The sequence below is a fragment of the Zhengella sp. genome (genome assembly GCF_041397485.1).
Classification (GTDB): Bacteria; Pseudomonadota; Alphaproteobacteria; order Rhizobiales; family Rhizobiaceae; genus Zhengella.
The window spans coordinates 535,635-548,995 of sequence record NZ_JAWKWO010000003.1; the positions used below are offsets into that span (position 1 = coordinate 535,635).

10 protein-coding genes are annotated in these 13,361 nt (G+C 63.4%); 5 read left to right on the forward strand and 5 right to left on the reverse strand.

The window, feature by feature from the left end:
- The first annotated feature begins 180 nt into the window (after positions 1-180).
- Positions 181-2,781 carry a cell cycle histidine kinase CckA gene (gene cckA / locus R3D65_RS12160; RefSeq protein ID WP_371275482.1) on the forward strand — a complete coding sequence of 867 codons (2,601 nt, stop codon included), beginning with the start codon at positions 181-183 and terminating at the stop codon, positions 2,779-2,781.
- 188 nt (positions 2,782-2,969) lie between these two features.
- Positions 2,970-3,755 (forward strand): LuxR C-terminal-related transcriptional regulator, encoded by a 786-nt coding sequence (locus tag R3D65_RS12165; RefSeq protein WP_371275483.1) that lies wholly within the window; start codon positions 2,970-2,972, stop codon positions 3,753-3,755.
- 28 nt (positions 3,756-3,783) lie between these two features.
- Here the strand turns inward: R3D65_RS12165 and R3D65_RS12170 are convergent, their stop codons facing one another.
- The 4 genes from R3D65_RS12170 to R3D65_RS12185 form a co-directional block, all read right to left on the reverse strand.
- Positions 3,784-4,107: a hypothetical protein gene (locus R3D65_RS12170; RefSeq protein ID WP_371275484.1), complete on the reverse strand. Its 324-nt coding sequence runs from the start codon at positions 4,105-4,107 to the stop codon at positions 3,784-3,786.
- Positions 4,108-4,412: 305 nt separating this feature from the next.
- Entirely contained in the window at positions 4,413-5,324 is a 912-nt protein-coding gene (locus R3D65_RS12175) for a pseudouridine-5'-phosphate glycosidase (RefSeq protein WP_371275485.1), read from the reverse strand.
- On the reverse strand, positions 5,321-6,265 hold the full coding sequence (locus R3D65_RS12180) for a PfkB family carbohydrate kinase (RefSeq protein ID WP_371275486.1): 945 nt from the start codon (positions 6,263-6,265) through the stop codon (positions 5,321-5,323). The genes R3D65_RS12175 and R3D65_RS12180 overlap by 4 nt, the downstream gene beginning before the upstream one ends.
- A complete protein-coding gene (locus R3D65_RS12185; protein WP_371275487.1) occupies positions 6,262-6,528 on the reverse strand; it encodes a hypothetical protein in 267 nt (88 codons plus the stop codon). Before R3D65_RS12185 ends, R3D65_RS12180 begins: the two co-directional genes overlap by 4 nt.
- On the opposite strand from R3D65_RS12185, the gene recA reads away from it, so the two are divergent.
- Together recA and alaS are read left to right on the forward strand one after the other, a co-directional pair.
- Entirely contained in the window at positions 6,527-7,615 is a 1,089-nt protein-coding gene (recA, locus tag R3D65_RS12190) for a recombinase RecA (RefSeq protein ID WP_371275488.1), read from the forward strand. The two genes, R3D65_RS12185 and recA, sit on opposite strands and share 2 nt — an antisense overlap.
- Before the next feature lie 181 nt (positions 7,616-7,796).
- Positions 7,797-10,454 carry an alanine--tRNA ligase gene (gene alaS / locus R3D65_RS12195; RefSeq protein ID WP_371275489.1) on the forward strand — a complete coding sequence of 886 codons (2,658 nt, stop codon included), beginning with the start codon at positions 7,797-7,799 and terminating at the stop codon, positions 10,452-10,454.
- A 631-nt stretch (positions 10,455-11,085) separates the two neighbouring features.
- Here the strand turns inward: alaS and R3D65_RS12200 are convergent.
- The gene (locus R3D65_RS12200; protein WP_371275490.1) at positions 11,086-12,297 is read right to left on the reverse strand and encodes an NADP-dependent isocitrate dehydrogenase; all 1,212 of its coding nucleotides are present in this window, start codon (positions 12,295-12,297) and stop codon (positions 11,086-11,088) included.
- 156 nt (positions 12,298-12,453) lie between these two features.
- On the opposite strand from R3D65_RS12200, the gene R3D65_RS12205 reads away from it, so the two are divergent.
- On the forward strand, positions 12,454-13,353 hold the full coding sequence (locus R3D65_RS12205) for an alpha/beta fold hydrolase (RefSeq protein WP_371275492.1): 900 nt from the start codon (positions 12,454-12,456) through the stop codon (positions 13,351-13,353).
- Positions 13,354-13,361 lie beyond the last annotated feature (8 nt).

Below are 13,361 nucleotides of genomic sequence, written 5' to 3' on the forward strand. Positions count from 1 at the left end.
ACATTAGGCCCCAATCGCGCGCCCGCAAGGGCGAAGCGCGGGCAATGGCTGTTTATGCACGTCATTCGGGCGATTTCCCGGGCATATCCGGCGGCGGGGCTTCCGGTTGGCGGCGGAATGTGATCCAACCGGATCGGGCGCGGCGGATTCCAGGAAATGCATACGCGGACGGCAGAAGGTATGGCGCGGGACAAACAGGGCGAGTTCTATCCGGTACCGGTCATCGACAAGGGCCCCGGTCCTGGGCCGGTGGCCCGGCTGCTGATGTTTGCGGTGGCGCTGACCGTGGCGGCCTTCGCCTTTGTCGTGTTCCGCGACCGCATCAGTGAGCCCTTGCTGCTCGGCTTCCTCGGTCTGCTGGCCATGATCGGCGTGGGCTTTCTCTTCGCTACCGTCACGGGTGTCGTGCGTGCGGCGCCGCAGGCCTCCGGCAACGACCTGGCCAAGGCCTTCATCGATTCCATGCCGCAGGGCATGATCGTCACGGATGCAAAGCAGCGTGTCATCTATGCCAATCGCGCCTATGCCGACATTACCGGCGCAACCTCGATCTCCGACATCCGGACGCCGCGCAGCCTGCTGTCGGACAATCCGGAGTCGGCGGAACCGGTGGCGCGGCTGTCGCAAAGCCTTGCCGACGGGCAGGAGGCCGATGCCGAATTCCGGCTGGCCACGGCGATCCGTCCCGGCGGGGAACCGGGCGCGCATTGGTATCGCCTGCGCGTGCGGCCGGTGTCGATGCCGGGACAGCGGCAGCCATTTTTCTCCTGGCAGCTTGCCGACATCACGGCGGAGCGCGCCGAGCAGGAGCGCTATTTCCAGGACCTCCAGCAGGCGATCGACCATCTCGATCACGCGCCGGCGGGGTTTTTCGCCGCGGATCCGGATGGGCGCGTCACCTATCTCAACGCCACGCTGGCAGCGTGGCTGGGGGTCGATCTCGCGCGGTTCGCGCCGGGCTCGCTGTCCCTGGCATCCATCGTGGCCGGCGACGGGATGGCACAGATCAACGCGGTCAGGGCCGAACCGGGTGCCGTGCGCGATGCGGTGATCGATCTCGACATCACGACGGACGATGGCGAGGCGCTGCCGGTGCGCTTCATGCACCGGGTGACGGCCAGCCGCGACGGACGGGCCGGGCCGACGCGGTCCATCGTGCTGAACCGGGCACAGGGCGACCACGCGGGACTGGACGCGCGGGCAGCGGAAATCCGCTTCACCCGGTTCTTCAATTCCACTCCCATGGCAATCGCAGGCATTGACGGGGAAGGCCGGATCCTGCGCACCAACGCGCCGTTCCTCTCGCTGTTCACGGGTATCGTGGACCGTGACACGGTGGACGCCCATGCCACGCTGGATGCCGTGATCGCACCGGAACAGCGCGACGATTTCGCCCGCGCGCTCGACGCCGCAAAACAGGGCAAGGCGGAGATCGCGCCGATCGACACCACGCTGCCCGAAGACCCCGAGCGGCACATGCGTTTCTATGTCAACGCCGTGGTGGATGCCGGCAGCGAGGAGGCGGAAGAGGCGGCCATCGTCTATGCGGTGGAAACGACCGAGCAGAAAGCGCTGGAAGCGCAAATGGCGCAAAGCCAGAAAATGCAGGCCGTCGGACAACTGGCCGGCGGTATCGCGCATGACTTCAACAACGTGCTGACGGCCATCATCATGGCGTCGGACCTGCTGCTCATCAATCACCGGGCGTCCGATCCCTCCTTCCCGGACATCATGAACATCAAGCAGAACGCCAACCGCGCCGCATCGCTGGTGCGCCAGCTTCTGGCCTTCTCGCGCCGGCAGACGCTGCGGCCGCAGGTGCTCAACCTGACCGATGTGCTGGCCGATCTGCGCATGCTGCTGGCGCGCCTGGCGGGCAACGACGTGGACCTGAAGGTGGAGCACGGCCGCGACCTGTGGCCCGTGAAGGCCGATCTGGGCCAGTTCGAGCAGGTGATCGTCAATCTGGTCGTCAATGCCCGCGACGCGATGCCGGGCGGCGGCACGATCACCGTGGCGACACGCAACATGGATGCCGGGGAGGCCGCCGCTTCCGGCTGGAAAGGCCTGGCGCCTGGCGATTTCGTGGCCATCGAAGTCACCGATACGGGAACGGGGATCGAGCCGGAGGTGCTCAAGAAGATCTTCGAGCCCTTCTTCACCACCAAGGAAGTGGGCAAGGGCACCGGGCTCGGGCTTTCGATGGTCTATGGAATCATCAAGCAGACGGGCGGCTTCATCTATTGCGATTCGGATGTCGGCAAGGGCACGAGGTTCACCATCCTGCTGCCGCGCCATGTTCCGGCGGAGGCCGCGGAGCGGCGCGACCCGGATGGCGCCCCGGTGGCCAGGGCGGACGGGGAGACGGCTTCCAGCGCCGGCAAGCAGGGCCAGACCGATCTTTCGGGGTCGGCTACGGTGCTGCTGGTGGAAGACGAGGATGCGGTGCGCATGGGCAGCCTGCGGGCACTGACCGCACGCGGCTATACGGTGCACGAGGCATCATCGGGTATCGAGGCGCTGGACGTGTTCGAGGAACTGGAGGGGGCGGTGGACATCGTGGTTTCCGATGTCGTGATGCCGGAGATGGACGGCCCGACCCTCTTGACCGAACTGCGCAAGCGCCGGCCGGACATAAAGTTCATCTTCGTTTCCGGCTATGCGGAAGAGGCGTTTTCGAAGAACCTGCCTGCAGATGCACGATTCGGTTTCCTGCCGAAGCCCTTTTCGCTCAAGCAACTCGCGCAAACGGTCAAGGAGATGCTTGAAAGCGAAGACTGATGCCTGTTCGCGCGATTTCCCGATGGCGGAAGAAAAGGGTGGAAAGCTTCAATCAGCCGGTCCGGGCACCATGTTTCATTTTGCCATCCCGGAGCGATCTAGTATAAAAACGCGATCCGACGTGTGTGAAGTTTGAGGCAGGCCTCTGATTTCCGACCTGATGCAGGGTGGCGAAAGGGAAACCCGTGATGAACAATGTCGTTCGGCTGTTGCCGCCCACCGGCGGAAGCAAGACAACCCGCAAGCCGGCGGGACCGGCAGCCGAAACGACAGAGCGCCCTCCATCGCTGCGGCCGCTCCGTCACGGCGACCTGTCGGGTGTCGCGCAGGCGCATGGCTTCAAGGCCTTTGCCGTTCTCGATATCGGCGAGCGGCGCGGCGGACTGATTTTCCCGAAGATGAGCTTTCACAGCCTGGAAGAGGGCCTGGCGGCGCAGATCGGCTCGATCAGCGATCTGACCCAATGTTCGGTCTTCCTCATGCTGGGAGAAACGAACATACCGTTTCCATTCACCACCGGGCTCGATTGCCGCACGAACGAACCGCCCGATCCGTCTCTGCTGGACAACCAGCTCGATACGTTGCTCAACATGTTCGGGCTGAAGGGCGGCTATTGTGTTCCCGTCTGTGACCCGAATGCGCGCCGCAGCGTGGTGATGTATTTCGGCGTTCGCGACGAAATGCACAGCCGCTATCCCGGACTGGTCATCGACACGATCGAGACCTTTGACGCGATCTGGAACCGTCAGGCTGCGGGGGCTGTGCGACCGGACCTCACCTCGCTGGAACTGACCTGCATTGCAGGCCTTGTCCATGGACGCTCCTATGGCGATCTGGCGCGGGAAATGGCGCTGTCGGAAACCACGGTGACCGCCTTGACCCGGTCGCTGACCCGCAAGCTCGGTGCCAGTTCGCTGCATGAGGCGATCCACAAGGCAGCCCTTCTGGGGCTGGCGGGGCGTCAGGGGCAATAGATCGCACCCTTGAAGGCGGCAGCCCGTTTCAGCCGCGGAAATTGTCCCCGTGCATGTCGAAAAGGCGCAGGATGCCTGAAACCGCGTCGCTTTGCACGGAAGACGAACCGGCGTTCGGGGCCAGTTCGCATAGCAGGAAGGCGAGCAGTTCACGGGCTTCGGCCTTCGTTCCCGGCTCATAGGCTACAAGTTCATGCCAAAGCGAGGAAAGGTGGCTGTCGATCTGTGTGATCCGGGCCGCATCATTGGTTTCAATGGCCTCATCCAGGGCGTCTGACGAGGCACGAAATGCTTCGACCAGTTCGAAAACCAGCGCGTGGCTACCGTTGCTCTGGCGATGCGTCATTTTCACCGCTGCGGATCCTTTTTCGGACATTGAAGCTTACACGATCGCAAACCTATGGAAAACTTTGCCTAATGTCACCGGTCAATCGGCGGAATGATTAACGGCGACGTCCGCATTTGAATTAAATCCTGTTGCTTGTTTCATTCCGGTTAATGTTTCTCCGTCTGTGCAGCGAATGCCGGACAGCCAGGCGCGCCCTGGCCGGCCGGTGCGCCGGGACCGCAGGTGCACCCAATCATGCCGGGCTGACCGAAACGCGCTGCCCTGTCCGCCGGCCACGCCAGTTTCATTTCGCCTGGCCGCTGGCGCGTTCAACCGGCCAGCGCGGCGGCAATGTCCGCGGCCAGCCGCGCATTGTTCTTGACCAGCGCAATGTTGGTGGCGAGGCTGCGACCGCCGGTCAGTTCGACAATCCGGGCCAGCAGGAAGGGCGTGACAGCCTTGCCGCTCACGCCCTTTGCTTCCGCTTCTGCCTGTGCCTCTGCAATATGGCGGTTCATCTCGGCGGACGGGATTTCGTCAGCCTCGGGAACCGGATTGGCGACCAGCATTCCGCCCTCGATGCCGAGCGCCGCGCGCATGGCCTGGAAGCGGGCGATGCCGTCGGCGCTGTCGATGGTCAGCGGTGCCTCCCAGGGCGAACTGCGCGACCAGAATGCGGGCATGGTGCGCGTGCCGAAGGCAACCACCGGAACGCCATTTGTCTCAAGCACTTCCAATGTCTTGGGTATGTCGAGGATGGCCTTTGGTCCGGCCGACACGACGATGACCGGCGTGCGTGCGAGTTCGGCCAGATCGGCTGAAATGTCGAAACTCTGTTCCGCACCCTTGTGAACGCCGCCGATGCCGCCGGTGGCAAAGACCCCGATGCCGGCCCGGGCGGCGGCGATCATGGTGGCGGCGACGGTGGTTCCGCCTGTAGCGCCGGTCGTCATGGCATAGGCGAGATCGGCGCGGCTGAGCTTCATGGCGCCCTTCGTGCCGGCCAGCGCCCGCCGCTGGGATGCCGAAAGTCCGATCTTCAGGCGGCCATCCATGACGGCAATCGTGGCTGGCGTGGCGCCATGGTCGCGCACCATCGATTCCACCGATTCCGCCATGGCCTCATTGTCGGGAAACGGCATGCCGTGGGTGATGATCGTCGACTCCAGCGCCACGACCGGCTTTCCGGCGGCCAGTGCGGCGGCCACATCCGGCGCAATATCCAATATCCGGTCTGTCATGTTCCGTTCAGTCTCCGGGTTTCGATCAGGCGATCCTGATAGGGTGCTCCTGCCAGATCCGGAGCGGAGGCCACGGTTTCCACCGCCAGCGCGGCGGCGGCGAGCCCTTCCATGGCAGCGTCGCGCAGGTTCCGGTTCCGCATCAGGGCAGCGACCGCCGCTCCTGTCAACGCATCGCCTGCACCGGTGACATCGATCGCGCGGGCGGGGGGCGGGTGCAACGTCGTCACCTGTCCGGCATCGAGCAGCGTCAGGGGGCCGCCACCGGCTGTCACCATGGCGCGCCGGACGCCAAGCGCTGACAAGGCATCGGCAAGGGCCGGCGCCGGTGTGCCCGGTGCGCGCCCCGTGAGCGCCGCAGCCTCGGCCTGGTTGCAGAACAGGCAGGCGACATGACGCAGCACCGGCCGCCAGTGCAGCGCCTTGGCCGGCGAGATGGCCATGGCATGAAGCGGCCGGTCTCCGGCAAGCGCGACAAGGCGCCCCATAGCCGATGCAGGCAGGTTGGCATCCGCAAGAATGGCGTCCGCTTCCCTCAACGCGTCGCGCACGCGCTTGCGGCGCAGCAGCCGGTCGAATGCCGTTTCGTAAAGCGCCATGTCGGCAAGCCCTACGATCTGCTCGCCATCTTCACCGAGGACCGAGGTGTAGGAGGGGGATGCGCGATCGAGAAATGTGGCACCCAGATCGTGCAAACCGGCATGCGCGATGGCGTCGGCGATCCTCGTGCCGCCGGCGTCTCCGCCCCTGGCGGACAGAAGCGAAACAAGCGCCCCGCGGCCGGCCGCGGCCCGGGCGGCATTGAAGGCACCTCCGCCCACGGTCTCGCGCATGGTACCAGGATGCGAGGCGCCCGGCGTGAACGGCACGCAAAGGCGTCCGCGCCTGTCGACATGGGCGCCGCCGGCGGCAAACAGACGCAGGATTGACGGCGACGTCACGCGGCCACCCCACATTTGCCAGCCGGCGACGCCGCGTCCGGCGAATCGCCGATCGGCCCGCCGGTGGACGGCGGCCGGCCGGAAGCGCGCAGGCAGCAGGCACGAAACGGTTCCATGTCGATCCGGATGGTTCGGAACAAAATTTGAACATCCTTTGAAAACAGCATGTTGAAAGCCTTGTCAAGGCGGAACAAATGGCGTACAAAAATATTACGGCGTTGCGGCGCCCGATCGTTCAAGTCGGGGAACAAGGTGTATATCATGGCGCAGAATTCGTTACGGCTCGTTGAGGACAAATCAGTGGACAAGTCAAAGGCACTCGACGCTGCGCTTTCGCAGATCGAACGCGCATTCGGCAAGGGCTCGATCATGCGGCTCGGCCAGAACGAGCAGGTGGTCGAGATCGAGACGGTGTCGACAGGCTCGCTCGGACTGGACATCGCGCTTGGCATTGGCGGTCTTCCCAAGGGGCGCATCATCGAGATTTACGGCCCGGAAAGTTCGGGCAAGACAACGATGGCGCTCCAGACCGTGGCCGAGGCGCAGAAGAAGGGCGGCATTTGCGCATTCGTGGATGCCGAGCATGCGCTCGATCCGGTTTATGCGCGCAAGCTTGGCGTCGATCTGGAAAACCTGCTCATCTCGCAGCCCGACACGGGCGAGCAGGCGCTGGAAATCGCCGATACGCTGGTGCGTTCCGGGGCAGTGGATGTCCTCGTGGTCGATTCGGTGGCGGCGCTGACGCCGCGTGCGGAAATCGAGGGCGAAATGGGCGATTCGCTTCCGGGCATGCAGGCGCGGCTGATGAGCCAGGCACTGAGAAAGCTGACGGCTTCCATTTCGCGCTCGAACACGATGGTGATCTTCATCAACCAGATCCGCATGAAGATCGGTGTCATGTTCGGTTCGCCGGAGACGACGACGGGCGGCAACGCGCTGAAATTCTACGCCTCGGTCCGCCTCGACATCCGCCGCATCGGCTCCGTCAAGGATCGCGACGAGGTGGTTGGCAACCAGACGCGTGTGAAGGTGGTGAAGAACAAGATGGCGCCGCCCTTCAAGCAGGTCGAATTCGACATCATGTACGGGGAAGGTGTCTCCAAGGTGGGCGAATTGATCGATCTTGGCGTCAAGGCCGGCATCGTCGAGAAGTCCGGGGCCTGGTTCTCCTACAATTCCCAGCGGCTTGGCCAGGGTCGGGAGAATGCCAAACAGTTCCTGCGCGACAATCGCGAAGTCGCCAACGAGATCGAGACCGCGCTTCGGCAGAATGCCGGACTGATCGCCGACGGCTTCCTTGACAGCGGCGATGGTGATGGTGACGTGGGCGACGAAGCCAGCGGCACCTAAGGCGCATATGATGTTGCAAGACAAGGCTGCATGGCGTGTCCTGACGTCATGCGGTCTTTTGCGTCCGGTGGCCGTGGCGCGGCCGGGCAGCGTTCTGGACAGTGCGGATGCCGAAAGCTAAAAGGCGATGACAGCAAGCCCGCCCAACCGGCGGGCACCATTTCTTATCGGGACGGAAACCATGAGTGGCGTAAACGAGATCCGGTCGGCTTTTCTCGACTTCTTTGCCAGAAACGGACATGAGGCAGTTGCTTCCAGCCCGCTTGTGCCCCGCAACGATCCGACATTGATGTTCACCAATGCGGGCATGGTGCAGTTCAAGAATGTCTTCACCGGACTTGAAAAGCGCGACTACAACCGCGCCGCGACATCGCAGAAATGCGTGCGTGCGGGAGGCAAGCACAATGACCTCGACAATGTCGGCTATACCGCCCGCCATCACACGTTCTTCGAAATGCTCGGCAACTTCTCGTTCGGCGACTATTTCAAGGAAGAGGCCATCCGCCTTGCCTGGGAGCTGATCACCAGGGAATTCGGCCTTGCCCGGGACCGGCTGCTTGTCACGGTCTACCATACCGATGACGAGGCAGCAGATCACTGGAAGAAGATTGCCGGTCTTTCCGACGACAGGATCATCCGCATCGCGACCTCGGACAATTTCTGGGCAATGGGCGACACCGGTCCGTGCGGCCCCTGTTCGGAGATCTTCTTCGACCATGGCGACAAGATTCCCGGTGGCCCGCCCGGAAGTCCCGACGAGGATGGCGACCGGTTCATCGAGATCTGGAACCTTGTCTTCATGCAGTATGAGCAGGTGACGAAGGAGGAGCGGGTGGAGCTGCCGCGTCCTTCCATCGACACGGGCATGGGCCTTGAGCGGATTGCCGCTGTGCTGCAAGGCGAGCATGACAATTACGACATCGATCTCTTCAAGGCCCTGATCCGCGCTTCGGAAGAGGCGACCGGCGTGGAGGCGGAAGGCAAGTTCCGCGCGAGCCACCGGGTGATTGCCGATCACCTGCGCGCTTCCAGCTTCCTGATTGCCGACGGCGTGCTGCCCTCCAACGAGGGGCGTGGGTATGTGCTGCGCCGCATCATGCGCAGGGCCATGCGTCATGCGCAATTGCTCGGTGCGCAGGAGCCGCTGATGTGGCGTCTTGTTCCCGCGCTGCTGCGCGAGATGGGGCAGGCCTACCCGGAACTTGTCCGTGGCAAGGACCTGATCACGGAAACGCTGCGCCTGGAGGAAAGCCGTTTCCGCAAGACTCTGGCGCGCGGCCTATCGCTTCTGGAAGAGGCGACCGGCGATATCGAGGCCGGCGGCGAACTCGATGGCGAAACGGCATTCAAGCTTTATGACACCTACGGTTTTCCGCTTGACCTGACGCAGGACGCGCTTCGCCAGCGCGGCATCGGTGTCGATACGGATGCCTTCAAGTCCGCCATGGACCGCCAGAAGGCCGAGGCGCGCGCCAATTGGGCCGGTTCCGGCGAGGCCCGGACCGAAACCGTCTGGTTCGAGCTGCGTGAAAAGTTCGGCGCGACCGAATTCCTCGGTTATGAAACGGAAAGCGCGGAAGGCGTCATCCTTGCGCTGGTGCAGGACGGCAAGGCCGTTGAGCGGGCAGGCGAGGGCGAGAATGTCTCGGTCGTCGTGAACCAGACGCCGTTCTATGGCGAATCCGGTGGCCAGATGGGCGATACCGGCGTGATTGCCGGCGAAGGGTTCGTTGTTCGCGTCACCGACACCCAGAAAAAGGCTGAAGGTCTGTTCGTCCACAGCGGAACCGTGAGCGAGGGTGTCGTAAAGACCGGCGAAGAGGCAGAACTGATCGTCGATGCGTCGCGGCGGACACGCTTGCGGGCAAATCATTCCGCGACGCATTTGGTCCATGAGGCATTGCGCGAGGTTCTGGGCACGCATGTTGCGCAGAAAGGCTCTCTCGTCGCGCCCGACCGGCTGCGATTCGACTTTTCCCACCCCAAGCCGATTTCGGATCAGGAACTCAAGCGCATCGAGGATATTGCCAACGAGATCGTGGTGCAGAATGCTCCGGTCACAACCCGGCTGATGGCGGTTGACGATGCCATTGCGGCCGGCGCGATGGCGCTGTTCGGGGAGAAATACGGCGACGAGGTGCGCGTGGTTTCCATGGGAACGGGACTGCATGGCGAAAAGGCGGGCAAGCCCTATTCGGTGGAACTGTGCGGGGGTACCCATGTCCGTGCCACGGGCGATATCGGTCTTGTCCGCGTGGTCGGGGAAAACGCGGTCGCCTCCGGTGTCCGGCGCATCGAGGCCCTGACCGGGGAGGACGCGCGGCGCTATCTCGACGAGCAGGACCGGCGGGTGCGTGACATGGCGGCTGCGCTGAAGGTCGCGCCGGCGGATGCCGTTGCGCGTTTGGAGCAGGTTCTGGATGAACGCAAGAAGCTGGAACGTGAATTGGCCGAGGCCAAGCGCAAGCTGGCGCTTGGCGGAGGCGGGTCCGCGGATGGCGGCGGCGCGGAAGACATCGCCGGCGTGAAATTCATGGGCCGGGTTGTGGAAGGCGTTTCGCCGCGCGACCTGAAGCCACTGGCCGATGAAGGCAAGCAGGCGCTTGGCTCCGGCGTGGTCGTCTTTGTCGGCAAGGGCGATGACGGAAAAGCCAGCGTCGTGGTCGCCGTGACCGCCGACATGACCGACCGTTTCTCGGCGGTCGAACTTGTCCGCATCGCCTCTGAAGCATTGGGTGGAAAAGGCGGCGGCGGGCGTCCGGACATGGCGCAGGCCGGTGGTCCCGACGCTTCAAGGGCGGATGCGGCCATTGCAGCCGTGCGGTCTGCGCTGGGGTGATGCGTTCGCCGGGACGCATGTTCGTTCCCGGTTCCATGCAAGGAAAACGAAGGGGCGTTGCCGGTTCGGACAACGCCCTTTTTCTTTGGCCGCAGGGCGTGGTCAGAAAGATGCCGGCGCATTGCCGGCCGGTCGGGATGACCTGGCCGGCGGCCCGCCTTGCGATCGGTCAGACATGCAACGACCATCTGGTGGCGCGCCGCTTCCTTGCCGTCCAGCGTATCGGTTCAACCGTTTTCGTATTGGGAAGAGCCCCAAAAAGGGCGCGCTGCCGAAGACCGGGGGCGGTGGCAACGGCAGCGCTTCACGACGTGGCCGGATGTGTGCGGTGACCGCGTCGCGCAGTTCGCAATTAACAATGAAACGCTAATAAATTCCAGTGCTATCTCACTGAAATGTGAAAAACGTCTCACTTTTTTCAGCCTGATTTTATCGGGCCGGTTGGGGCGTGCCGGCGGGCAATGCGTGCGGCCCGACAGCGCGTCCGTCATCGTTGCCGGATGCGCAGAGCATTGGTTTCGTTCGACGAAAAATGGCCCGGAATCGCGGGTTGCGAGACTGTTTTCGCGGAAAAAACAAAACCGGCGCCTTGGGGCGCCGGTTTGCTCATTCAGCCAGGAAGGCTAGCGTTTCAGCCCATGGCCTTTTGCAGGTTCTCGTCGATCTTGTCGAGGAAGCCCGTCGTCGACAGCCAGGGCTGATCGGGTCCGATGAGAAGCGCCAGATCCTTGGTCATGAAGCCCGATTCGACGGTGTTCACGCAGACCTTCTCAAGCGTGTCGGCGAAACGTGCCAGTTCGGCATTGTCATCCAGCTTGGCGCGATGGGCCAGACCACGCGTCCAGGCGAAAATGGAGGCGATCGAGTTGGTCGAGGTCTCTTCGCCCTTCTGGTGCTGGCGGTAATGGCGGGTCACGGTGCCGTGCGCGGCCTCGGCCTCGACGGTCTTGCCATCCGGCGTCATCAGCACGGACGTCATCAGGCCGAGCGAGCCGAAGCCCTGTGCCACCGTGTCGGATTGCACATCGCCGTCATAGTTCTTGCAGGCCCAGACATAGCCGCCCGACCACTTCAGTGAAGCCGCCACCATGTCGTCGATCAGGCGGTGTTCGTACCAGATCTTGGCTTCCTTGAACTTCTCGACGAACTCGGCTTCGTAAATCTCCTGGAAGATGTCCTTGAAGCGGCCGTCATAGGCTTTGAGGATCGTGTTCTTGGTGGAGAGATAGCAGGGCACCTTGCGCTGCAGGGCGTAGTTCATCGAGGCGCGGGCGAAGTCGCGGATCGAATCGTCAAGGTTGTACATCGCCATGGCGACGCCCGAACCCGGCGCCTGGAAGACCTCGTGCTCGATCTCGGTGCCATCGTCGCCGACAAACTTGATCGTCAGCCTGCCCTTGCCGGGGAAGCGGAAGTCGGTGGCGCGGTACTGGTCTCCGAAGGCGTGACGGCCGACGATGATCGGCTGCGTCCAGCCGGGCACCAGGCGCGGCACGTTCTTGCAGATGATCGGCTCGCGAAAGATGACGCCACCCAGGATGTTGCGGATGGTGCCGTTCGGCGAGCGGTACATGCGCTTCAGGCCGAATTCCTCGACGCGGGCCTCGTCCGGGGTGATGGTGGCGCATTTCACGCCGACGCCATGCTCCTTGATTGCATTGGCGGCGTCCACGGTGATCTGGTCGTCGGTCTCGTCACGCTTCTCGATCCCGAGATCATAGTATTTCAGGTCGATGTCGAGATAGGGGTGGATCAGCTTGTCCTTGATGAACTGCCAGATGATCCGGGTCATCTCGTCGCCGTCGAGTTCGACAACCGGGTTGGCCACCTTGATCTTCGCCATGTTATTTCCTCGTATTGGAGATGCGGCAGCGCGCCGCTGTGCTGACGGGTCGGATTTTGACGCCCCTATAGCACCGGCTTCCGCCAAGGCAAAGTCATGCTCTTGGTGCATATGTGCAAAACAGGCTCGTGCCGCCAAAACGGGAGAAAAAACGAGATGAGCATCCGGTTTTCGAAGGCAGATCTGCCCGCCGGCACTTTCCACTATGCCGAGGCCGGGCAGGCGGACAAGCCGCTTTTGCTCTGCCTGCACGGTTTTCCGGAATCCTGGCTTGCCCACGAGGCCATCATGCCGCTGCTGGCCGGTGCGTTCCACGTCGTCGCACCGGACCAGCGTGGCTTCAACCGCTCGCCCAAGCCGCGCGGTGTCGAGGCTTACCAGACGCGCCACCTGGTGGCCGACATGTTCGCGTTTGCCGACAGGTTGTCGCCGGATGAACCATTTCATCTGCTGGGGCATGACTGGGGTTCAGCGGTTGCCTATGCGATGGCCTTTGCGAAGCCAGCGCGCATTGCCCGGCTGACCGTGGCCAATGGCGTGCATCCGTGGTGTTTCCAGAACGCCATCGTCAACGATCCGGGCCAGCGGGCGGCCAGCCAGTACATGAACCGGCTGAGGGCCAGCGATGCGGCAAGCCTGCTTTCGGCCAACGATTTCGAAAAGCTCATGAACATGATGGCCGGTTTCTCCGCCACGGACTGGCTCGGCGACGACCTGCGCGAAGCCTACAAGGCGCAATGGCGGCAAACCGGCGCGGTGGAGGCGATGCTCAACTGGTACCGCGCATCGCCCGTTGTCGTGCCCGACCTGGAGGCTGACAAGGTGGAAGCCCCGCTGCTGGCGATGCCGGAGGATGCGCTGCGGGTCGGGATGCCGCATCTCATTCTCTGGGGCGAGGATGACATCGCGCTGACGCAAGCCTGCCTGAGCGGGCTTGAACGCTTCGCGGCCGATCTGACCATCCGGCGCATCGGCGGGGCGAGTCACTGGATCCTGCACGAGCAGCCGGAACGCGTGGCCGCGGAAATCATCGCGTTTGCGGCGGGGCGGGCCTGAAGGCTTTG